The 21,427-nt window shown below is 62.6% G+C and carries 26 protein-coding genes; 1 reads left to right on the top strand and 25 read right to left on the bottom strand.

Going from position 1 to position 21,427, the window contains the following annotated elements; all coding sequences use genetic code 11:
• Window positions 1-55 precede the first annotated feature (55 nt).
• From SJY33_RS15050 to SJY33_RS14965, 18 genes are all read right to left on the bottom strand, one after another.
• Window positions 56-268: a hypothetical protein gene (locus tag SJY33_RS15050; protein WP_379923730.1), complete on the bottom strand. Its 213-nt coding sequence runs from the start codon at window positions 266-268 to the stop codon at window positions 56-58.
• A 57-nt stretch (window positions 269-325) separates the two neighbouring features.
• Window positions 326-661 (bottom strand): single-stranded DNA-binding protein, encoded by a 336-nt coding sequence (locus tag SJY33_RS15045; protein ID WP_379923729.1) that lies wholly within the window; start codon window positions 659-661, stop codon window positions 326-328.
• A gap of 648 nt (window positions 662-1,309) precedes the next feature.
• A complete protein-coding gene (locus tag SJY33_RS15040; protein WP_379923728.1) occupies window positions 1,310-1,849 on the bottom strand; it encodes a hypothetical protein in 540 nt (179 codons plus the stop codon).
• Between the two features lie 200 nt (window positions 1,850-2,049).
• On the bottom strand, window positions 2,050-2,463 hold the full coding sequence (locus SJY33_RS15035; RefSeq protein ID WP_379923727.1) for a hypothetical protein: 414 nt from the start codon (window positions 2,461-2,463) through the stop codon (window positions 2,050-2,052).
• The gene (locus SJY33_RS15030; protein ID WP_379923726.1) at window positions 2,450-2,725 is read right to left on the bottom strand and encodes a type II toxin-antitoxin system Phd/YefM family antitoxin; all 276 of its coding nucleotides are present in this window, start codon (window positions 2,723-2,725) and stop codon (window positions 2,450-2,452) included. The genes SJY33_RS15035 and SJY33_RS15030 overlap by 14 nt, the downstream gene beginning before the upstream one ends.
• Before the next feature lie 116 nt (window positions 2,726-2,841).
• Window positions 2,842-3,090 carry a hypothetical protein gene (locus SJY33_RS15025; protein WP_379923725.1) on the bottom strand — a complete coding sequence of 83 codons (249 nt, stop codon included), beginning with the start codon at window positions 3,088-3,090 and terminating at the stop codon, window positions 2,842-2,844.
• Window positions 3,091-3,228: 138 nt separating this feature from the next.
• Entirely contained in the window at window positions 3,229-3,681 is a 453-nt protein-coding gene (locus SJY33_RS15020; RefSeq protein WP_379923724.1) for a DUF736 domain-containing protein, read from the bottom strand.
• Window positions 3,682-3,886: 205 nt separating this feature from the next.
• Window positions 3,887-4,390 carry a hypothetical protein gene (locus SJY33_RS15015; protein ID WP_379923723.1) on the bottom strand — a complete coding sequence of 168 codons (504 nt, stop codon included), beginning with the start codon at window positions 4,388-4,390 and terminating at the stop codon, window positions 3,887-3,889.
• Between the two features lie 127 nt (window positions 4,391-4,517).
• The gene (locus SJY33_RS15010) at window positions 4,518-4,820 is read right to left on the bottom strand and encodes a hypothetical protein (RefSeq protein WP_379923722.1); all 303 of its coding nucleotides are present in this window, start codon (window positions 4,818-4,820) and stop codon (window positions 4,518-4,520) included.
• Entirely contained in the window at window positions 4,817-5,923 is a 1,107-nt protein-coding gene (locus SJY33_RS15005; RefSeq protein ID WP_379923720.1) for a phosphoadenosine phosphosulfate reductase family protein, read from the bottom strand. Before SJY33_RS15005 ends, SJY33_RS15010 begins: the two co-directional genes overlap by 4 nt.
• A 109-nt stretch (window positions 5,924-6,032) precedes the next feature.
• Window positions 6,033-6,377 carry a hypothetical protein gene (locus SJY33_RS15000; protein ID WP_379923719.1) on the bottom strand — a complete coding sequence of 115 codons (345 nt, stop codon included), beginning with the start codon at window positions 6,375-6,377 and terminating at the stop codon, window positions 6,033-6,035.
• 99 nt (window positions 6,378-6,476) lie between these two features.
• The gene (locus SJY33_RS14995) at window positions 6,477-6,983 is read right to left on the bottom strand and encodes a hypothetical protein (RefSeq protein WP_379923718.1); all 507 of its coding nucleotides are present in this window, start codon (window positions 6,981-6,983) and stop codon (window positions 6,477-6,479) included.
• A 52-nt stretch (window positions 6,984-7,035) separates the two neighbouring features.
• Window positions 7,036-7,386, bottom strand: a complete 351-nt coding sequence (locus tag SJY33_RS14990; RefSeq protein ID WP_379923717.1) for a hypothetical protein — start codon at window positions 7,384-7,386, stop codon at window positions 7,036-7,038.
• Window positions 7,387-7,651: 265 nt separating this feature from the next.
• Entirely contained in the window at window positions 7,652-8,011 is a 360-nt protein-coding gene (locus tag SJY33_RS14985; RefSeq protein ID WP_379923716.1) for a DUF3768 domain-containing protein, read from the bottom strand.
• Entirely contained in the window at window positions 8,005-8,970 is a 966-nt protein-coding gene (locus tag SJY33_RS14980; protein ID WP_379923714.1) for a hypothetical protein, read from the bottom strand. The genes SJY33_RS14985 and SJY33_RS14980 overlap by 7 nt, the downstream gene beginning before the upstream one ends.
• Entirely contained in the window at window positions 8,967-9,296 is a 330-nt protein-coding gene (locus SJY33_RS14975; protein ID WP_379923713.1) for a hypothetical protein, read from the bottom strand. Before SJY33_RS14975 ends, SJY33_RS14980 begins: the two co-directional genes overlap by 4 nt.
• A complete protein-coding gene (locus SJY33_RS14970; RefSeq protein WP_379923711.1) occupies window positions 9,293-9,931 on the bottom strand; it encodes a DUF7007 domain-containing protein in 639 nt (212 codons plus the stop codon). Before SJY33_RS14970 ends, SJY33_RS14975 begins: the two co-directional genes overlap by 4 nt.
• 129 nt (window positions 9,932-10,060) lie before the next feature.
• A complete protein-coding gene (locus SJY33_RS14965) occupies window positions 10,061-11,155 on the bottom strand; it encodes a hypothetical protein (RefSeq protein WP_379923710.1) in 1,095 nt (364 codons plus the stop codon).
• A 280-nt stretch (window positions 11,156-11,435) separates the two neighbouring features.
• Here SJY33_RS14965 and SJY33_RS14960 point away from each other — a divergent pair, with 280 nt between their 5' ends.
• Complete coding sequence (locus SJY33_RS14960; protein ID WP_379923758.1) at window positions 11,436-11,921, top strand: hypothetical protein; 486 nt, start codon at window positions 11,436-11,438, stop codon at window positions 11,919-11,921.
• On the opposite strand, the gene SJY33_RS14955 is transcribed toward SJY33_RS14960, so the two are convergent.
• From SJY33_RS14955 to SJY33_RS14925, 7 genes are all read right to left on the bottom strand, one after another.
• Window positions 11,911-12,375, bottom strand: coding sequence for a thermonuclease family protein (locus SJY33_RS14955; protein WP_379923709.1), 465 nt, complete (start codon window positions 12,373-12,375; stop codon window positions 11,911-11,913). The genes SJY33_RS14960 and SJY33_RS14955 overlap by 11 nt on opposite strands.
• Window positions 12,372-12,584, bottom strand: coding sequence for a hypothetical protein (locus SJY33_RS14950; protein WP_379923707.1), 213 nt, complete (start codon window positions 12,582-12,584; stop codon window positions 12,372-12,374). Before SJY33_RS14950 ends, SJY33_RS14955 begins: the two co-directional genes overlap by 4 nt.
• A 7-nt stretch (window positions 12,585-12,591) precedes the next feature.
• On the bottom strand, window positions 12,592-13,254 hold the full coding sequence (locus SJY33_RS14945; protein WP_379923706.1) for a DUF6927 domain-containing protein: 663 nt from the start codon (window positions 13,252-13,254) through the stop codon (window positions 12,592-12,594).
• A 26-nt stretch (window positions 13,255-13,280) separates the two neighbouring features.
• Window positions 13,281-13,931, bottom strand: a complete 651-nt coding sequence (locus SJY33_RS14940; protein WP_379923704.1) for a hypothetical protein — start codon at window positions 13,929-13,931, stop codon at window positions 13,281-13,283.
• 44 nt (window positions 13,932-13,975) lie between these two features.
• On the bottom strand, window positions 13,976-14,947 hold the full coding sequence (locus SJY33_RS14935) for an ArdC family protein (protein WP_379923703.1): 972 nt from the start codon (window positions 14,945-14,947) through the stop codon (window positions 13,976-13,978).
• 102 nt (window positions 14,948-15,049) lie between these two features.
• Complete coding sequence (locus tag SJY33_RS14930) at window positions 15,050-17,095, bottom strand: ParB/RepB/Spo0J family partition protein (RefSeq protein WP_379923702.1); 2,046 nt, start codon at window positions 17,093-17,095, stop codon at window positions 15,050-15,052.
• Window positions 17,096-17,186: 91 nt separating this feature from the next.
• Window positions 17,187-21,413 carry a strawberry notch-like NTP hydrolase domain-containing protein gene (locus tag SJY33_RS14925; protein ID WP_379923701.1) on the bottom strand — a complete coding sequence of 1,409 codons (4,227 nt, stop codon included), beginning with the start codon at window positions 21,411-21,413 and terminating at the stop codon, window positions 17,187-17,189.
• Between the last annotated feature and the right edge of the window lie 14 nt (window positions 21,414-21,427).

Genomic DNA, 21,427 nt, shown 5'->3' with positions numbered 1-21,427 from the left:
TTCACGCGGCTTGGGGAAGTGCTGCGGCGATCTGCGCACGCTGGTCTTCCATTTCCTAAAGGTGGTCGACGAAGATTGGCCCGAAATGCAGCGTTTCCGTGAGGTTGGCGCTGGTTTCGAGGATGTTGAACGCGGTGGCCCGGTCGAGGCTGTCCAGATCGATCGTGCTGATGACTGCGTCGCGGCGCTGTGCAAATCGTGCAAGGCGGGCGAGCGTCTTGGCAGCGGACGCGGCATCGCGTTCGGAGAAAAGGCCGAAGTCCTTCATGGGAAAACTCCTGTTTGTTCAGGGTGGGGGCGACACTGCCGTGCCGCCCCGGATGGGTCAGATGAACATCACGTTCTCGGCGATGATCTCGGTCCCGAAGCGTTCGGTGCCGTCGGCGTCTTTCCAGCGCGAGTAATGAATGCGCCCGGTGACGGCGAGCTGGTCGCCCTTCTTCTTGTGCTCACGGAGCGGCAGGCCCATGCCGTTGAAGACGGTCACCTTGTGGAATTCCGCGTCCTTCAGGGCGTAGCCTGTCTCGGCATCCTTCTGGATCTTCCCGTTGCGGATGACGGGGCGCTCAGTGACGAGCACAAGTTCGGTGATCTGGGTTTCGCCGGTATCGCGGGCGACGGGGTCCTTGGCGAGACGGCCGACGAGATTGACGTTGTTCATGATAAAGCCTCCTTCTGGCCGGCGGCTCGTCCGCCGGTGCCCTTATCGAGCCTCGTCGGGAGTGGTGGGACACCGCGCGCATGCGCGGGAAACCTCGAAAATCGAGGTGGTGCGGGCAGCTCGGCTTGCCGAGCAACACGGCTCGTATTTTCGCAGGTTGGCCCTAACCGCGACCAGAGAGGCAGGGGCACTGGCGGCGGACGGGCTGTCGGCCACGAGGGGCCTTGATGTGACTGAACGCCGGCACGCTCGTCGCGCACAGGCTCGCTGCGGGATTACCCCGTTGCCTGGGGTGTCGGACAGAAACGATGCGACTTAGATCCGTGGTCATCGTGCGCCCTTTGGTTGGGTGTCCAAGGTTGCCGATATGGGCTGTGCCTTGCGGCGGAATTTCGCAGGCTATTGTCGTCTGCACGGGGCTGCCGGCTTCGTGAGCACTCAGAGGCATGCTCTGCACGGTTGGGACGCTTTCCCGCGTTGGAGAGCCGGAGCCAGCATATGCGGGCGGTCGGTCAGTCGAGCGGAATTTTGACGGACCGCAGGCTTGGCACGGGAGTGTCGCTCTCGTCTGGCGCCCTGGAAGATTTCCTGAAACGCTCTTCGGGATCTTCGTCGACGCCGAAGGCGGCGGGCCTGCATCCCCTTGCGCTATCGACCTGAATGGTGCGGGAGCGGGTCGCAGGTGTCCTTTTCGATGAAATCGACGAAATCCCTGATGGCGATATGGACGTCCCCTTCCCGCACCAGGATACCCTCGGCGAGCTCGATGTCGTTGAGGGCGCGGCGTCCAGCTTCCCGATCGCCTTTGCCGAGCACGAACTCGTAGGTCGTATTGAGGGGGACAAGTGTATCAGGATCGAGATACAGCAATTCGTCGAGTGTGTCGGGGTCCGCGTAGTGTGCATCGAGTGCTGCGGGGCCAGCGAACTTGGCTATGTCGCGCATGTCGACTGTGAAGCGCGGAGTGCGCTCGCACAGTCGCAAGAATGCGCCCCGGTCCCTGAAGAATGAGAGCAGCTGCAATCCTCCGGTCAGACGGTAATAGCGTTGCAGGAACGCAATGTCGGCATCGTTGAGGCCGAGATAAGCGATGACTTCATCGATGGTGTCGTTGGCAGGACCAAGGTGTATGCCGCCCGGAGGAATGCCCCATTCGCGGCGAAGGTGGTCCGGCGGTCCGCCTTCCAAAAGAAAGCAGCCTGCTCGCGATGAAGCGAAGAGATGGTTCGGGATGCGCGTTCCGTCAGAAGCTCGGACTTGCCGCCAGTGCCTAGTGATCGCGAAAAGGAAGACGGCAGCGCTGGCCGTCGAGGTCCGTTCGCCGATATTTCCATCATCTGCCATGGCGGTCTCCAGGGGTAGATAGCTGGTCGTGGTTTCCTGTATTGTCAGGGACGAAAGACGATGTTGCGGGAGCGTCCGGTCATGCCGTCCGCGATTGTTTCAAGCAGCTGCTTGGAGGCCCGGTTCTGCCTGACAAGGCTCCGATCCGGCTGCGGCTGAAGGTAGGGTCCAGACCACAGGAACACGTTCGCTTCTTCGAACACGACATCGGCCATACTATCGAGCCCAAGCGCGGCGCGTTCGGCAGGCGGGATGCTGACCCGTGCGCCGGTGGCGCCCGAAATGATGGGCAGCACAGCTACCAGCTGAAGCCGCTCGATCGTTCGGACATTCCAGATAAGGCATGGACGAACCTCGGCCATGCTCTTGTCGGGGTTGCTCGCATCCTTGTGCTCAAGATAGCGGAAGTCGATGACTGCGCCTGCTTCAGGCTCGTTCAAGGGGTCATTCTGCAGCATCGTCGTACCTTTCAGGCGAATTGGGATGTGCGCCCGGGCGAGCGCCGGTCAGATCCTTGATGACGTCTGCCAGAGCGTTGGATTGCATCGCACGTCCGACGAGAGTCCGCAGGGAAGCGTATTCATCGGCCGGGACGAGGACTACCGACACTGAGCCCTTGTCGGTGATCCCGATCGCGCGCGACGCGGCCGCCTTGAGTGTTTCGTCGATGTTCTTCCGCAAGCTTGCAGCGGAAATCGTCTCGGTGAAGGGGTTTTCCATTTGGACCTCGCTCCTTGGATGCTTGAATTGCGCCGAACAGGATAGTTTGAAGCGCCCCTTTCCCGCAATTGGCTTTGCGGATTTTCCCTTGCGGGAGCGGCACTTGACTGTTCGTGTCAGGCGATCTCGATCGCAATGGTCTTGTCGAGGGTGGGGACAAATCCGAGTGCGCTGAGCTCGTCGAAGGTGAGGTCGCGGTGCGTGCCGTCGGCTTCCTCGATTTCCCATGTGATCCATGGACGCACGCGCCTTCCGTCAGCTAGCTTGATGCCGCCTATCGTGCCTATGGGGGTGAGTTCGATCGTCGCGTTGCCCGGTACTCCGGTGTGTTCACGCACGTCGACTATGGCGGTGATGATGGTCATGGAGTGTCCTTTCCAAGGGCACGGCTCCGGGCCGTGACTGCAAAAGAAAGGGCCCGTCTCTCGGGGGGAGAGAGACGGGCCCGAAGGTGCGCAAAACGGCCGGAGGACTGGGAGCCGTCTTGCGCTGGGGAGCTGGTGTCAGCTGGTGAATTGGGCCGTGGATTCGCCGAGACCGTCGGTGGTGGCGCCGCTGTCGCTCGTGCTGTCGTCGCCCATGTCGAAGGCGGGCATCTCGTCCTGCTTGGCGGCGAGCTGCGCGGTGACATCGCGGCGGCGGGTCGGACGCGACCAGACGATGTTGTAGCTGCCATCGTCCTGACTGAAGGCCGAGATCTGCAGCGGCGCGTTCATCGACGGATCGTCGATCTTCCCGTTGAGGAAGGCTTCGCCGGTGTTGTTCGAGAACAGTTCGAACAGCGCGCCGACCTGGATCCACTTGCGCGCCGGCGTCAGGGCATGGATCTCGAAGCGCGGAGCCTTCGGATTGTTGCTGTTGACCGGCTTCAGCGCGATCGTCATCGCGACAGCCATGGTGTCAACGCGGCCGATGAAAACGCCGCTGTCGTTCTGCTTGATGGAACCGATGTTCATGATGCTTCTCCTGAGATTGCGTCTCGGACACCCTGTCCTCGACACCCTTCTCAATCCCCCTCCTCTCCTCGGCCCGCCTGCGGGACGAGCAGGCGCGCGTATTGCGCGCCCTCCATTGGCCGCGCTCCTGGCGCGCCAATGGGATCGCTTCAGAGGTTTCAGGTGGTGCTGGGCTGCCAACCGGAACGGTTGCGGCCGGTGTTCCTCAGAGGGGTCTGTCCAGCAGCTTTCGCCGGGCAGATGACAGGTTTGCTATTCCTGTCTGCAGGACAATTCCTGCCTCAGAGTTCGCCGGGCCTCTGGACAAAGCGCGATGAAAGAAGCCTGCTCGGCTTTCGCAGGCATCGACCAAGGCGAGTATCTCGTCATTGGTCAGACGGTATTCTCTTGCGCAGGTTGGCATTTGCGATCGGAGCGTCGCGAAATCGCCCAGCGCTTCGGAAACCGGAAAGCCGTGACGGTAGGCCTCGTCGACCGCGGTTTGAATTTGTTGAGCGCTGTGCTCGCTCTCTGCAAGGATGGCGCTTCGGGTTGATCCTGCAAATGGTTCGAACGGGCCGGATGTGTCGGTGATTGCGCGTGGCGGATTGCCTGCGAGGCCGATGATGCAATCGGAGGGTACGACAAGAACCGATCCGCTCGCGACGTCTTCGTTCTGGCAGGCGCGCACGGCATCGCTTGCCGTGCCGAAATGATACACGATCTCCATGAGGCGCCCCTTCATATTGGATGGTTTGAATCTAAAAACGATTGCAATGCAAGGCGTTATTATGCCGCGTCGGCCAATGTCCCGGAGGGGGACATGGTTAGCCCAATGGACTACCCGCTTTGATTGATCAGGTTCGTGTTGGTGGTTGGTTGGAAGGACGCGATATCCATGCGCGAATGGCGGCCTGCTGCCGTTCGAGCTTCGCGCTCAGCGCGCCGATTTCATTGCGGCTTTTGTAGCGCAGTGTCGCGAGCGCGGCTTGCCACTCAGTTTCGTCTGTTTTGCGCCATGCGCTGTCGCCGCGATGGGCTGCAGGAGATTCGACCATGTTGCGCGCCGCCTGACGCAGTCGGCGGTCGAGGTCTCCCATCCGTTTTTGTGTCGCGTCTCGGGCGGCGATCATGCGCTGGTATTCGCCCGGCCGTGTCATGATGGGTTTCCCTGACCCATAGGCTTGCCGAGTTCTTTTGAGTTTTTTTGCGCAATCAGGCCCGCAAAGCGTTCGCGGACGGCCGGGCCTGTGGGGAATCGGTTTTCCAGCCCGTGTCGGTTCAGGATCCGCTCTCGGACGCTTGCGATAAGCGCGGCCTCGTCTGATGTTGGCATGCGCGGTGGCCATCCTCGCTGGAACCGGAGATGGGACGGCATGGTGCTTTCGAGCTGGCGGCGATGGTCTGCGTCATCCTTGGCACGCGCGATGTCGGTAGCGAGACTTTCGGGAAGGAGATGCGGGGCAGTGTCGGCTAGCCAGCGGGCGGGCTGGAACGAAAATGTCGATCGCGCTTCGAGCGCGACCAGATGGATGAAGGCCTCGTGATTTGACTTGCATGAAGCTGCGGCTTGCTGGTCGGCGAGCGACTGCAGCACGCAGTACCGGCACGAGAGGCGGCTCGAACCGTGCCGTGTGTAGGCTTCATGGAGCGGGATTCCGTGCTTCTCATGGAATTGGAAGACGTCGGTCGTCGACCATTCAATAACCGGATGCCAGATCATCATCCGGGTGCCGGCCCTGTTCCCTTCGGCGGCGAAGCGCGTGTCGCGCTTCCAGTCTGGGGCGGCGGCTCGGGCACTGCTTTCATCGCGCCGGATTCCGATGATCTGGATGATCGTTTCACCGGCGAGAAGGCGCGCGAGGTAGGGCCCGATGACCTGGGCTTTTTGTTCCGAGGTGCAGAAGCGAAGCGAGGCCGACGACCACGGGCCGATCAGATTATAGGTCGAGAGATCTTCGTAGCGCGCCTTGCCGGCCTCGAAACGCTGGTGCCACCGGTCAAACAGGTCACCGCTCTGGCGTCTTCGGATCGTCAGCGCGATGCCGGCGCGTGCAGCGATCCTCGCGACGGTGTCAGGGGTGCTGTCCCATTCGGCTCTTCCGAGGTCGGCATGAATGGCAATTCTTCGCTCCCGCGGATGGTCGAGGGCATCGAGCATCGTCATTGCGGCGAAAAGCGCAGCTGAGGAATCCTTGCCTCCTGACAGGTTGAAAACGAGCCAAGCGCCAGCGCGGATCGCGGCCTCGATTTCGGGCGGCAATGCGATTGGCGGGTTCGTCAGTGAATTGCGGGCGCGCAATGCGTTCAGAGAACTCATGTCATGGCTGCCGGGTAACTTTGGTCATTGGCGTTGTCCTTCGATAAGCTGATCAGGGCGCCATCAGGGATTGCAGTGCGGGTTCGATCGTAAACCCGAGCTGGCGTGCAAGGCTGGTGGCCCTGGACATTGCAGCAGGTTCGACGCCCAGCGACGCGGCAAGCTGGTCGAAGCCGTGTCCGGGTTTCGGTGCGACCTGATGCAGGTGGCCGGCTTCCGCTGTCACCGCGAAGGGCCATGTCATGGCGACGCCGACAATGGCCTCGTCCATCACCAGGAGCAGATCGCCGGTCGCGATGCGATCATCGGTTTGAACCGCGTCGTAGGCATTGCCGCTCGTTTCGAAGACGTGGATCCGATAGGGCACGAAGGCGAAGCGCTCGCTGTCAGTCAGCATGAGCCATCTCCTCTGCACTCGCGCTGTTGATGGTCGGATCAAGCCTCGGTGATCGTTTCGGATTGCCGCGCAGCATCCAGGGCTCGGGGGGGATCGTTGTCACGCGAGTTCTCCCCGGAGCGCGGCAAAGCGGGCGGCTTCTGCCTCGTAGGCTGCCGAGAGATTGGCGTGGATGCTGGCGAAGGCAGGGATGCGGAACTTACCGTCATCATCGGGACGCGTGCTCATCAGCACGCCGAACACGACGTCGGAGGCAGTACGCTTGTGCCAGCGCGCGGTGCCTTCGCGATATGTGATGGGAGGCGCCATGGCGGCCTCGGTCCAATTGCCAAGACCTCCTTCGACGACGGCTGCATAGGCATGTGCAGTGCCGACCGGGGCTTCGTCCGTGACGATCAGCGTCAGCGAGCAGTAGGTGCCGAAATCGTGGTGGCTGCTTTTGGGCTCCAGACGGCAGCCTTCGGGCGGCGCGCCATGAATGGCGATGATCGCCGCGCGGTAGGCAAGCACCTCAAGGCGGTTAGCGGCGCCAAAGTCGCTGGTAATGCCGAGCTGTGCACAGTCTTCGTTCGCCGGCGCAACGCCGATATCGATGATAAGGGGCATGGGAGTTCTCCTTCGATCCTTCGTTGGATCGAAAGCCCCCTCCCCCTCCCCTTTAACGGTCCGGCTTTGGCCGGGGTGGTTCGGTCTCGCCGATGATCAGGGCCCGCTTTGCGGCTTGCTGGTTTGGGCCATCAGCTCGCGCAAGGGTGGCAAGGCGATCTGTCTCCAGCTGCCTCGCGAGGTCTTCGGGCACATCGCAGTATTGCTCGATCAGCGCGATCGCGCTGCGCGGGGTCGTCAGTTCGCCGGGATATGTGCCCTGCCAGATCACGGTGACGTCTTCGCCATCAGCATCGATGGCGATGGCCTGCGCGAAGAAGGTTTCGAGGGGGCGGTCATAGCCAACCACGACGCGGTCGATGTGAGGGCAGCCCTTTTTGAGGGGAACCTGTCGTCTGCTCATGGGATATCACCTACGTGTTATGGGGTAAGTGGTCACGGATGTCTGTGCCGTCCGTTCTGGCTGCTTAGTCATCCGTTCCGTCCTCGACTGCCTGTGCGCGGCGTGGCGGGCGGCCCCCTCGGCACTTTTGATCGCTTTGTTGATTGCGACTAAAGCTTTTGGGGAGTTCGCTTTGCGTGCGAAGGTTCGTGCGTCGCAAGCGCATTCACTGCGTCTCTGGCGGCCTGCAGTTGGCCTTTGTGGGCTGGCCTGAGCTTGGGCATTGTCAGTACTCCGCGGCAAGCATGATAGTGACCACGCGCGCGGAGATCGACGGGTCTGTGGGATCTTCGGACCCGTATTCCATGTTGTTGTCATAATAGTCGATCTTGAAGAAGACCTTCTCGCCCCTGAAAATGAACGCGCCGAAGTCGCGCTCGCCGTAGGTATCCTCCTCGAATCGGTGGCGCCGCATGGTTTTGATGAGCTCGGCCTGTGCGACAAGTCCGCTCGGGGTGTCGCCACTACAGAAGGCATCAAGGCAGCCGCGTGTGAACATGATGCGAGCACTGGGGTCAAAGCCTGAACGTGCCCGATCGTTGAGTTTGGCGATCTGCTCGGCCCGTGTGATTGGCGCAGTCAGCATGGCGTTGTCTCCAATTGGTGCTGGAAGCGTGCGATCCAGTCGGCAAGGTGTGGCCGCTCAGGGAGCGGTATTTCAGCGGCGGTCTCCTGAAAGAGTCTCAGCGACGTCGGCGCGTCGGCTTCGATCCGGTCAATCTCCTCGGCAGGAAGCAAGCGCTCGCTGCGGATGAAATCGGTCATTCTTCCGGGCCTGGTGCGCGTTGACGAGCGCCACAGGCCTTCGACGGTGCGCAGCCGGGGTGCAGCGCGGGCCTCCACCAGCACGATGATCCGCAGGCACCATGGCGGAAGATCGCGGATTTCTTCGGGCTTCGAGCCGCAGCAGAGGAAACATGCCGACTTTGGCGGGACCGGAAGGCCTTCGGCCTCGATCCGGGCGATGCAATCTTCGCGGGTCCAGCCCCATTCTCTCAGAGGATATCGGCACTCGAAGCGTTCGCTTGGGATCGTCAGAGCGTGCGCATGTCTGCGGGTGTCGGCCGGGGATGCGTCATAACCGATCAGACGGACGACCTTCTGGCCGCGGTTCCAGGCCTCGATGGCTGGTGGCCATCCGGCGATATACTTGTCCTGGGGCGCTATCTTCCATTTGAGACTGCATGAGTGGCGGCCGAGCGAGATCGATGGCAGTGTCGCATTCGTGAGGACGTTCTCGATCAGCGTCGCGTAGGGTGGCCAGTGCTTGAACCGCTGGGGCTGATAACGGCAGATCTGGAATTCGATCCCGTGGGCCTCCATCCATCGACGGATGATGTCGAGATAGTCATAGGTCGAGGGCTTTTCGGACCCGGTATCGGCTGTCAGGACGAGATCAGGGGTCTCGCCTCGCGCGACAAGCTCGATGAGCATTGCGGTGGAATCAACCCCGATGCCGTAAGCGAGCACCACTGGTGGGCGCGGAAGATCGAGGAGGTCCCGGGCTCGGGCTGCGGGCTTGGCGCAGGCCGGTCCGGCGATCACGACAGTGGTCCGCTTGCTGTGCCCCAGTCGTACTCGGGCAGATCAGCCACTATCGGCCCGTCACAGTCCCACATGATCCATTGGCAGCGCAGCTTGCGGGCAACATGGAGAGCGGAGCGGATTTCGAGGGGAACGCTGGCGGCCTCAGTGATGCTGACATCGTCGCAGACATACATGAACCAGCCCCACTCGCCCTTGGCGAAGCAGGCCCAGGGACATTGGGGCATCCAGTCAGCCGCCGTGCCCGGCGACATGTGGGCGGTGCTCAGCGCAAGCATCATTGCAAATTCATGCGCGGCGACCGCTGGGTTGGTCGTGGGGGTCACAGCACAACCTCCTTGGTCGCGGGTGCGTTGGCTTCGATGCGCACGGCGCCGATCTCTTCGAACCCGTTGACGATGCGGCTGCTGTCGTAAGCGTCCTTGTCCACCAGTCCGTGGATGGAATCGCCCTCGTATTGGGCGTATCCAAGGGCATCGACGCGGACGACACGGCGAGCGACGACGCCGACCTTGCCCTTAGGCACCCAATCTGACCAGTCGCCTGAGGCGCTGACCACGACATACTTGCCAATCATATCGGTGAGCGCCTGCCGGCGGCGCAGGACGGGGCTGTCACTGGTTTCGACGGCCTCGCCTGTGTGACCCGCATAGCGATCGGGGTGCCATGCCTTCACGCTTGCGCGTGCGTTCTGCACAAGGAGATCGAACCCTTTTGTGGGCAGGCTTGCGAATTCGGCGGCGAAACCAAGCACGACAAGTGCCCAGTCAACATCCTCCTCGTAGGAGGTGCTATCGAGGCGCAGCGCGCTCGGCATGGCTGCCTGACGTTCGTCTGACAGGATCATGCCGCCATGGCTGGCCGTGTGAACCTCCCAGATGCCGCGGAGCAACTGGGCTGCGGTCTGCGGCGCGCCCCAGAGGGTCTCCCGCGGCGGTTCACTCGGGTTGAATTTGGGCATTGGTCATCTCCTTCCAGGATCTGACTAATTGCCTCCCCCTCCCCTTTCACAGCCTCGAGGTTGTCATGGGTCGGGGTCGTGCCCCGGATATGCCGGCAAGCGCGGTGGGTTCTCGGGATGCGCTCGCGCTCAGCTGATGCCGAGGTTGGCCTTGAGGATCGCGCCCGTTCCGTGGGAATCTATTGTGGCGGCGCGTGCAGTTATGACCCGTCCGGCTTTGGCCAGAAGCGCAAGCTGGTGACGTTTGGCGGTAAGGTACTCAGCGTCTTCGCTGGCGATCACTTCAAGCGATGTTTCGATGAGTTCGCCGGTGGTGGAATCGTGGATGTCGAGGACGAAGTCCGGGCGCACTGTTCCGATCTTTGAGGGGAGGTCGAACAGCGGCCGCTTGAAGCCAAGGGCAATGCCGCGCTTTCGCAGATGGTACTGCAGGTCAAGCAGATCGCAGGCCACTTTGCGCTCATAGTGATTGTGAACCGGGATGAACGCCGAGGTTCGCGCCAGTGGCTGCGCGAAAGCGCGCAGTGCTGCGTAGCCGTCGCGCGGGTTGTGTTCGCCGACGACAACGAGAACGAGATAGGGAGGTCCGATCAGCGATCCTGAATATTGGACGCGGGTCTTGAGGTCGAGTTCCCTCCCCTCCCCCAGAAACAGTGTCGTTCCCGAAATGTCGTTGGCATAGAGCGCAAGGAATGCCTGCGGCGCCAGGCCTTCGGGCCATGTCCTGGCGGCCTTGCGCAGACGCGCAAAAACGGCCTTGCGCTCGTAGGGATCGATATGGGTGTAAAGGTGCGCAGATAGCGGTATGCCGGGGGCTATTTCGAGCCGTGTTGCGGCATGTCGCAAGCGGGCAAACTCCGAGGCCATCGTCATGTTACGGCCTCGGCCCGCCGGCAGGGGATGCACCTCGTTGACGTGCGCCATATCCATCAGGTGCCACAACAGGCGGGCCAGGCGCGGAATGGTGACGCCCCGACTGCGATCATCGGGTTCGCTGTCTGCGGGCGCTTCGGCCAATTTCTCCGGTGCGAGGCGGTGGGCGATGAACAATCCGTCAGGCACATCGATCACCGGTGCTTCGGCCGAGCGCTTCTCGCGGAAGCGCTGGGGAGCCTGTTCGCGGAAAAACGGACAATCAGCTGCATGCTCGGGGCGGCGTTGGCGCTTGCTGGTCAGACGTCGCAGATAATAGGTTTCTGCTTCTGAGAGGTATGAAGCGGACATGAGCGGGGGTGCTTCGGTGTCGCCGATGCAGCTGCAGGCGATCCACTGGCCATGCGTCCGAGCCTTTGTCACCATCGTGACACTCGCCCGGTGATCCGCTTCGCTTCCGTCCCCCTGATACCAGCGTACGAGCGCTTCGCGGACAACGTCCGGAACCGGCGTTCTGAGAGTGAGGCCTCTCGAATGTCGAGGGACAAGCCACATGACGGCTAACCTATTGCATTTCGGTTTGACGGTCTACATCGTTCACGGTATGTTCACATTTTGGGAGATGATTGCCATGACCAATGAAAATCTTGTCGGCCGCTTCGATCTTGATCTTGGACTGCGCGATGCGAGCCTCGATCCGACCAATCGCCCGACCCGGCGTATGTTGGCGGCGGCCGCGATCGGCACTGAAGTCAATGACGCCTATTATTCGGCAATAGAGCTGCGCGAGGCCATCGAATGGGTTCATGATGGTCATCCGGGCGCCATACTGAAGCTGTCGATGATCCTTGGCAATGCCTGCGATGACTATCAGCGCTGCCTCTATTTCATCCTTGCCGGACGCGGGATCGTCCAGATGCTCGAAGATCTTGATTGGCTCGAAGATCTGCTTGAGGCGCGGGGCCGCGTTGCGGGCAAGCTTTTCAAGCGGCGCGCACCCGTCATGCCGCAGGTTCGGCCTTACGTTGCGGCCGAGCCTGATGGCCCGTTGGTGACAGTGGCGCGTGACTTTGATCAAGGGCCTTCGTGGTATCTCGATCCTGAGCTTACCGAATGAGTGAGCGCCTCACTGCGGCCTTGCCGCACAGGGCGAAGACATAGCCGCCTGTATCCCATTTCGGGTTGTAGATTGCCGCTGCGCTTTCAAGCTGGTGGCATGAGAGGTCCTTGCCTTCGGCTTCCATCAGCGCGAGCGTTCGACCGTACCGGTCGTAGCCGATGCGGCGAATGCTCATGGTCGGTTTCGCCGCCGCGCTCAGGCTTCGCTCGCTCGCAAAAGGGTCGCCCGGCGCGCATGTACGTCCTGCACGACACTGGCCCGGCTTTTCGGGCGCGTCGATCGCGAGCAGACGGATGCGTTCGTCGCCGCAGCGCAGCGTATCGCCATCAGTGACAGTGCAGCCGTGGACAGCTTCTGAAGGAGGGAGCTTCATCTGGTCCGCGCATCCTACGTTTGCGGCAACTAAGTGGCTGCAAAGCACGGCGGATACGATGCGTAGGCGGTTTTTCATGCCCGTAATTCCACTTCGACATGGTCGCCGTACGTCGCTTCGTCGGTTACGTGGAACGGTTTCATCGGGTTGTCGGTCCTGATCACCGCGACTGGTCGCCGTTTGTGCTCGAAGAGACGGTTAGCGACGCGATGGGCGTTTTCACGGCTGCACAATTCGAGCCGACGCAGGCTGACAATCGTTGGTTCGTTGAAGGGCTGGCTGTTCATGGCGGGTCTATCCGAACATCGTCTTGTGGACGCGGGTTTGGGGGATGATCGTGAAGTCCCTGCGCGCAAGGTTGCTGATCTGGTAGCAGGGAGGTCCGTCGGCGGTAAGTGCGAGCGTGGTCTTGCGGCCTCGCTTGCGAATGAAGAACACATCGCCTTCATAGCCATCGGTGAAGCGTATCTTGGACGGCAGTCGGATCTGCATTCCGTCTTCGAGCTTGCGCGATCCCCGCATGACATTTCGGATGCATCGCCGGCGCCATACCAGCGACGAATGATTGTCGGTAGGATCGAGCAGCCGCAGGATGCGCTCAGGGCACTCACATTCGAACGGGCCCGCCGTTTCGTCCATGTCCTTGTAAGCGAACACGTAGCCGTCGCTGGCACGCGGATTCCAGCGTACGAGCACCACGGCCGCGAAGACAGCTCCGGTCTTGCCGTTTGCGACGTGCGCGATGGCCGCATACCAGACCTTGTTGCGCAGACAGGACGAGGCGATCACCCGCAGGCCTCGGGTGGAAGCCCCTTCGGGGAGCGGGTGACATGACCCGGCTTCGATCCGCTTGCCGTCGGCGTCATAGGCATGTTCGAAGGTAAACTGCGCATCGAGGTACTCCTTGGGTGTCTTGTGGGGGTGCATGCTCGACAGCGGCATTGAGAGCCAACCCATGAGAAATTCCTTCGATTGTGCGCGCGTCAGGCGGGCTGGTTGAGATTGCAGTCGTGCCGCACCGTTGCGGCAAATCGGGCGATATTGGACATGAGGTCGATGGGGCCGCGCAGCTGGCGTCCTGCCCATGGGCCATTGCGCCCATGGGTCCTGACCCACCCAATCTCTCGTCCCGGGTTTATTCGGCAAGGATCGATGCTGACGCAGAAGCTTTTGGCGAACAGGCTGATCGCGGGGTTATCGGCCGTGAAGTGCGGGTCCTGTTCGATGCTGTAGTCAGCAGGGTCGAGGCACAGTGTCTGCGCAAGGTAGCGCAAGGCTTCGCGGGCGGAAGACCGGTAGAGCCGGATAAGATCGGGATCGCAGTCGAGCCCGCGCTGAACGAGCGGGACCAGGATGGGGGCGGATCTCAGGTCTGCGATCCGTTGTTCGCACTCCCTGCGCAGCGCTTCATCTTCGGGATGCATCGTCTCGGGGCACTCGCCTGCCGCCACGCGGCCCAAGTGTCTTCCGAGCAGCAGGACCGCCGGATCGGTGTTGGGGTCGTATCCCGCGCGCCGGGCATCGCTCATGGCATCGTTGAGGGCGGCGCTGCAGGTCTGGATGATCCGCAAGCCATCGGGCTGCAGCGCGCGCTGAAAGCGAAAGGGCAGGTCGAGGTGAAGGGTGACAGGCATCCGAAGTCTCCTTGATTGGACGCCCGCCCCCTTCCCCCTCCCCTCTAAGCCGCGCGCTTCAGCGCCGGAGTGTCTTCCGACGGGACCTCGGACCGCTCGCTGGCGGCGCCGGAGCCGAATGCCTTGAGGTAGCTGAAGGCCTGTTCGGCCTTGGCCGCGGCATGGATGATTGCGGAGGAATCGCCCTTGAGGATCTCGAGCCAATGACTGATGTAGCTCGCGTGATTGTCATGGAGCTCACCGGGGAGCCCGAGGTCGGCGCAGATCAGGCACTGACCGATCGAGGCGACCAGTTCTTCGAAGGCATAAGCCTTGTCGCCAAACCGCTTACCGAAGGTGCGTTCAAGCCGCGTTTTGCCGCCAGACCAATGAACGGCCTCGTGCCCGAGCGTGCTGGCATAGTGGTCGTCAGAATGGAACGCCTCGCGCGGCGGCATCTGGATGTAGTCGCCTGCTGGCGAGAAGAATGCGGCGTTGCCCCCATGCCGGATGTCGATCGGCAGCGTCGCGAAGAAGCTGTCGATTGCGCCGCGGTGTGCGGATTCGGGCCGATCTTCAGGCGGCGTCAGCACTGGATAGTAGTGAGCAGGCAGACCATCGATCTGATCGGCATTGAAGACGTTGTAGGCCTTGAGAAAGCGGATCGCACGGGTTTGATCTTCCCCGGTCACCCGGTCTTGCTCGGTCTTGCTGATCTGCGAGTAGTAGACGCTGAGGGACGAGGTCTCGCCCTTGCGCACCTGTCCTCCAAGCGCCTCGGCTTGCCGGTAGGTCATCCAGTAGCGGCTGCTGTAGCCCATGGCGTCTCCCATGGCCCACAGGAACAGCGTGTTGATGCCAGTATAGGCGGTACCGCAATGGCGAAGCGGTCTGCCACCCCCTTGGGTGGCGTTCCACGGCCTCACCCAGGGCATGACCCCCTGTTCGAGCTTGGAAAGGATAAGGGCGGTGATTTCGGCAGCGATGTCGCGGCGCGCTCCTTTGCCGGCTGTCCGGCGCGAGAAGGTCTTTGCCATGATGTGATCCTTTATCGGACTGGCCCGAGTGACGGGCGATGACGAAAAAAGGGGCAGCCCGGCCGAAGCCGAGCTGCCCGCAGGGACGCCCAGGAGAGAGCGTTATTCGGCGGCTTCGAGCGTTTCGTCGGGGTGCTCGACCTCGAAGTCGTTCTGATCATCGCCGCAGTTCTCGGCAGGATCATCTTCGGGATCCTCGTCGGCGTTGCTGCAATCGTCCTCGCCTTCTTCAATCACCGCCGCACGGGCGATGTCGAACCGCATGGCATCTGGCACCCAGGCCAGTGCAGCGTCCTTGATCGCCGGTTCGGTGATTGCTTCACCGGCGAACAGCTTCTCGCAGGCGGCCGAGACTTCAGGCTTCTTCGAGGCCGCATAGCGTGCCGCCAGCACCTCCCCGCCGATCTCGGTGAGGAGTGCGAGCAGCGTACCCTTTGAGACGCGGTCAAAGAAGTTGGTGGACGTGGGGCGCCACCATTGCGCAGGCTCAATGTTGAGGATGGCGGCGAGACGGGCGTGAAGCGGGTTGGTCGTGTCCGAATAGTCGGGCTTTGCTTCGATCGATCCGGCCACCATAAGGGCCAGCCAGGCGGCCTTGCTTGCGTCATCAAGAGCGCGGAAGCCTTCGAACCGCGCCACCACGTCACCGGCCTCGGTCCAGGTCGTATCGAGTTCACCGCGTGCTTGTTCGATGGCAATGCGGGCCTGGGTCGGTTCGCAATCCTTCCCGATGACCGGGTCATTGGGGCGTGCTGCCTTCATTGTGGTCCCGTAGCGCTCATAGCCACGGTTCCCATCGATCATGGCAAACAGCGCATAGTCGAGCGCAAGGGCCGGATCGGCAAGCAGCGCGGCCGCAAGGATATCCCGGCGCTGCATCGCGAGTTCATCGGACAACCGGGCGCTCAGAGGCTTGCCGCCCGGCGCGATCTTTTCAGGCGGCGGTGCCTTGGCCGTCGCGCCGGTGCTGCCCGAGCTCCCGCGGTCGTCCTCCGGATCGCGGATCGGGGTCTCGCTGAAGTACGTCGTCTCCAGCACCATCTTGCCGTCGGAGGCGAGGGTCAGGAACGTGCCGATCTGGCCCTTGAGGTCGTCGGGCAGGATCGTCGGGCGGCGCTGAAGTTCGTCCCACTCGTCTTCGAGCTTGTCGTATTCGGCCTCGAGCGCGCTGCCCGCCTCGTCATCCAGCTCGCCGCTGTCCAGCTCGTCGCCGATTTCCTCCATGCGGGTCTGGATGGCATCGGCCCGGGTTTCCTCGGCCTCAGACATCGGTTGCTTGGGAAGGTTGACGCGGTAGAGGCCGTCGGTTGCGTTGTAGATGTGCGCGGCAGCCACCGGTCGCACCCATGCGAGGCCCTGTTCTTCGCCGAGACGCTTTGCCTCGGTCTCCATGATCGTCGCGGCCAGTCCCCGAGCGATCTCGGGATCGGACCAGCGATCACCGTTCTCGCTGAAGAGTTCGCGCTCGATCGTGCCGCCCGCGGCAACATAGGCATCCTCACCCACCAGCTGAGCGATCGGGTCTGTTGCCTTGAGGGCGTCGCCGGCAATCGCACGGCGCACCTGATCGGGCGTGGTGTAGCTGTAGTTGCCGTACTGCTCGAACACCCGGGTCTGCTTGGCCTGATCTGCGGTGGTGGCATAGGCCTTGGCCATGTCGAGCGTGATCCGACCTTCGGCGAGTGCCTCGAAGACAGGATCGGCAAGGCCGGCGAGCCGGAGACGCCCTTCGACGAAACGGCGGGTGACACCGAAGCGCTTCGCGACGGCATCGAGGTCGCAGCCTTCGCCGATGAAGTGCTGGAAGGCGCGGCATTCATCGGTCGGCGTCATGTTGACGCGCTGGAAGTTTTCGGCAAGCGAGGCTTCCGACAGCGTGGCATCATCGCCTTCGAGCACCTTGCAGGACACATCCATGTCCTTGCCGATACGGCCTTCTGCAGCGAGCAGCTGCAGTGCCTCGAGACGGCGGCCGCCTGCGAATACGGCGTAGTGCCCGCGGGGCTTTTTCAGAGCCGTGACACACAGGTTCTGCAGCAGCCCGCGGGCCTCGATATCGCCGGCGAGCTGCGGGATGTTGGTTCGCCCGGACTTGCGGACGTTGCTGTCCGAGTGGCGCAGTTTCGAAAGGGCAATCATCTGTTCCATCGTCATTCTCCTGGACGTGGTCCGGTGAAAACCTCCCCGGATCCACCCCATCCACTCCCCCTCCCCTTTCCTCTTCAGGGGTCTTTGTTGCCTATGGGGCACCGATGAGAGCGGTGATGATCGCTTCAGCCTTCTCGGTCGGCACAAACAGCCGTGTCCGGTACTGAATGACCTCGGTGAAGCAGCCGAGCGACTTGAACCAGGCAAGCTGGCTCGCAGGTGCGCCAGCAATTTCAATCCGCCATGATCCGTTGACGCGGGAGCGCTTGAGCTCGCACGGGACCGGGCGCACGAGCGCGATGCTTCCTCCGCCCTGAACCGCCCGGAGGGTCTCTGACGGGCTGAGCGGGGTAGCGGTCTCCACGCCAAGATCCTTCAGCAGCTTGGCGACATGTTCGGGAAAGACCATTCGGCCGAGCCATGACGTGCCCTCGGCATCGACGATCCGGTTGACGGCGAGATGATCGGAAGGAAGCGCTGACCAGATCGGCAACAGGAGGCCGGTCGCGATCCGGATGATCTCAGTATCGACTGTCTTGGCGGCTTCCTCGGCCTCGGCCGACCAGGCCGCCACGAAGACCGACTGGTCGCAAGGCTCCCACGCGGTTTCAAAGAGGTCATGCTCGCGAAGGAATTCGCGCCGCGTCGGGCGGAGCAGGTCGATACGCGGGACCGGGGTGCCCTCTTCTGTCATGCCGGAGCGCGCCTTGGTTCTGAGTGCGACCTTGCCTGAACGGCCGTTGCGCAAGAAGACGGCCGTGGTATCGGCGGAACCAAGCTTGAGGACCCGCTCGAGCGACACCGGGTTGCGTCGCCGTGCGACTTCGATCGTCAGCAGGTGCGAGGTCGCGCCGCTCACGGGATCGGTGCGCAGCAGCGTGTCCTCGAGGATGGTCGCGGTCTCGACCTGCATGGTTTCAACGCCGATATCGAGGGTGCCGGCATCGCGGGCGGCCGCTACCCGGGTTTCGACAAGCGCGAGGAATTCATCGAAGATGACGTTCTGGTGTCCGATCGGAAGCGCCAGCAGCCGGTTGAGCCAACGCTGGATCGGCGGCAGCTCTTCCTTTATGACCCCGTCTGCATCGAGCAGCGCTAGACCGGTGCGCGCCTCAAAGTCGGCCAGAGTGGTGCTGGTGAGTTTGCCCGCGACGAGCAGATGGAACCACGTGACGAGCGCGGCCTTGGCGTAGTCGCTTTCGAGGTTGTCGGCCGGGTCGAACAGGTTCTGTCCTCCGGTCTGCCGCTGACCGCGAGTGAGCGCACCAAGGCTGTCGAGGCGGCGCGCGATGGTCGAGGTGAACCTCAGCTCGCCCTTGCAGTCGGTCGTGACAGGCCGAAACAGGGGCGCTGAGGCCTGATGCGTGCGATGGGTACGCCCGAGCCCCTGAATGGCGCGATCAGCCCTCCAGCCCGGTTCCAGGAGCAGGTGGACGCGCTGCTGCTGGTTGGGGACATCAAGGCTCGCGTGGTACGAACGTCCCGTGCCGCCCGCATCGGAGAAGATGACGATGCGCTTGGTCCCGTCCATGAAGGCTGCTGCATCGGCCTGGGCCGAGCGCACGGTGCGTGTCTCGATCTTCTGGTGACCGCCTGCCGCGGGCACGATCCGCTTGGATCGCCCGGTCACCTCAGCGACGTTGTCATGTCCGAAGCGTTCAAGAAGAGCGTCGAGCGCGGCTTTGATGGGCGGAAGGGCGCAGATGTGCTCGATCAGGTCGGCCCGGGCAGCCTCGGCCTGCGGGTTCGTCACCGGATTGCCGTGCTCGTCGCTCATGGGGCGCGAATGCTGCTCGCCGGTATCGTCGGTGTAGACCTCCATCTGCCGGGTCGGGAAAGCGCGGGTGAGATAGTCGAGGCAGTATTCGAGGGGGGACAGCTCGATATCGAGCTCAGCGCGCTCCTCGGCCGAGAGTTCGCCAAGCCTGCGGTTGAGGATCGACTCAGCGGTTGTGACGAGTTGAAGGACCACCGACTTGCCCTCGGCAAGATGCTGCTCAACCGCGCTGATGATCGTCGGCAGCTTCATCGACAGGAGCACCTGGCCGAAGAAGCGCTGCTTGCAGGATTCAAACCGAGACCGAGCTGCCGCTTTGGCCCCTGAGTTCAGGGTGCTTCCGTCTAGGTCATCGACGATGCCGGTCTGCTCAAGCGCCGCTTCAAGATTGCGATGAATGATGGCCCAGGCATCGGCGTAGGTATCGTAGACGGTGACCTGCTCAGGCGTCAGCTCGTGGCGCAGGATGTCGTATTCGACACCGGCAAAGCTCAGCGCCCGGGCCATGTAGAGGCCGGTCGCCTTGAGGTCGCGCGCGACCAGCTCCATGGCGGCAATACCGCCGGCGCGGATCTCGCTGATGAAGGCCTCGCGCGAGGCGAAGGCGGTCTCAGGACCCCAAAGCCCGAGCCTGACGGCATAGGCCAGGTTGTTGACCTCGGAGGCCCCTGTGGCCGAAGCATAGAGCACCCGGGCCTTGGGCAGGCGGTTCTGAAGGAGAACTCCGGCAATCCCCTGCTGCGAGCCTTTCTTGGCTCCCATAGCGCCCTCCCCGCCTGCGACCCCGCCCATCTCGTGGGCCTCGTCGAAAGCGATGACACCGTCAAAGTTTTCCCCGGCCCAGCAGATCAGCTGTTCAAGGCGGCTGTGGTCGCCGCGCGCCGAGCGCAGCGTCGGGTAGCTCACGAACAGCACGCCTTCATCAAGGGTGAGCGGCTCGTGGATCTTCCACCACGAAAGCGACTGGACGTCGGCAGCGAGCCCGCCAAGGGCCGCCCAGTCACGGCGGGCATCGTCGAGCAGCGGCTCGTTCTTCGAGATCCAGATCGCCCGGCGGCGGCCCTGGAGCCAGTTGTCGAGGATGGTCGCTGCAATCTGCCGCCCCTTCCCCGCTCCTGTGCCATCACCAAGAAAGAAGCCCTTGCGGTAGCTGGCGCCATCCTCGTCGATGAGGAGGCCTACGCCTTCGGGATTAGGCCGGAATGTGCCGGGAAGCCACTGTCCCCAGGCGTGGCCTGCATAGACGACGGTTTCGAGCTGCGAGGCTGACAGCAGGCGCTCGGAGACGGTGCGTTCCGGGAGTTGCGGGATGTGCTGCGGGATCGGCGCGGGGATCGACCCCATCGCCACGGATTCGACCAATGCGGTGGGGTGCTCCCCGGCAGTGTCAAAGATAACCCGGCTCGGTCGATAGGGAAGATATACCCCGGCCTGTTCGAGCAGCGGCGCTGGTGTCTCGAGCGCCTTGTAGGCCACGGGAAGGACGTTGTTGCGAGCAGGTGCGCGGAAGATGCGGGGTGCCGGGGGCTTTGCGTTCCGTGTCGCTCCGAACAGCGAGATGGCCTTGGCAGGTGCGGCAGGTTTGGCTTGCTCTTCGGCGACGGCTGCGCGCGGCGCAATTTCGAGACTGTCTGCCAGGCCAGCCACATCCACGCGCTGGATGGTCGTATGAGACCCAGTGCCCGGGATTTTGTCGAGGACGTAGATCCTGACCGCGATAGTGGTCCCGTGCTTGGTATAAGCCTGCTCCAAGCGGATCAAGTTGCGAACCGTAACGGGCTCTAGCGTGTTCTCGAATATGTCGCTCATTTTGGCTGAGCGGGAGAACCAGTCGGGCATGATTGCGACGATGCGGCCGCCGGCGCGCAGATGGGCAATGGCGGCGGCAAGGTGTCGGACGGCAGCAAGGTGGTCTGCACCGCGTCCAAGTGAACGCGAGAACGGTGGATTCATGAGGATGAGCGAAGGCCTGGTCTTGGCGCCAAGCGTGCTGGCAATCGCCGCGCCGTCGTGACCAGTAACCGTCACGCCGGGGAAGATGTTGGTGAGGCGATTGCGGCGCGCGTCGTTGAGTTCGTTCAGCTGAAGCACCGCAACATCTGGAAGCTGCGCGACCAGCAGCCCATTACCGGCGCTCGGTTCCAGGACGACGTCGTGGGGTTGAGCATTGGCCAACATGACGGCGACAGCAGCAAGGTCGACGGGTGTTGAGAACTGTTGCCAGTCGATCTGTTCCTCGCTTCGAACGGTCTGAGTGGGCAGCCGCGATGCGATCTCCATGGCCTTGCCGAGATCGTCCCTGCCGAATGCTGCCCTCCTACGAGACGTGAGGCTCAGCGCGAGCGCATGCTCAAGCACTTCGAAACTGTCCCGCTGGGTCCATCGACCGCTTGCATCGCCGGCGCCAAAGGCGCTGGTCATCGTTTCATTCATCATCGCGCGCGTGATGGTGGTGCCATTCTCGATAAGGATGGAAAGCGCGCGGGCGGCAAGTTGAGCGGGCGTACGGCGCTGTGCGGCCGCTTCGAACAGGTCTGTCATGGAGGTCTCCTGGG

Source organism: Erythrobacter sp. R86502, from assembly GCF_042466465.1.
Taxonomy (GTDB): Bacteria; Pseudomonadota; Alphaproteobacteria; order Sphingomonadales; family Sphingomonadaceae; genus Erythrobacter.
The sequence above is the reverse complement of the archived record's forward strand: the minus strand, read 5'-3'. Positions and strand labels throughout refer to the sequence as shown.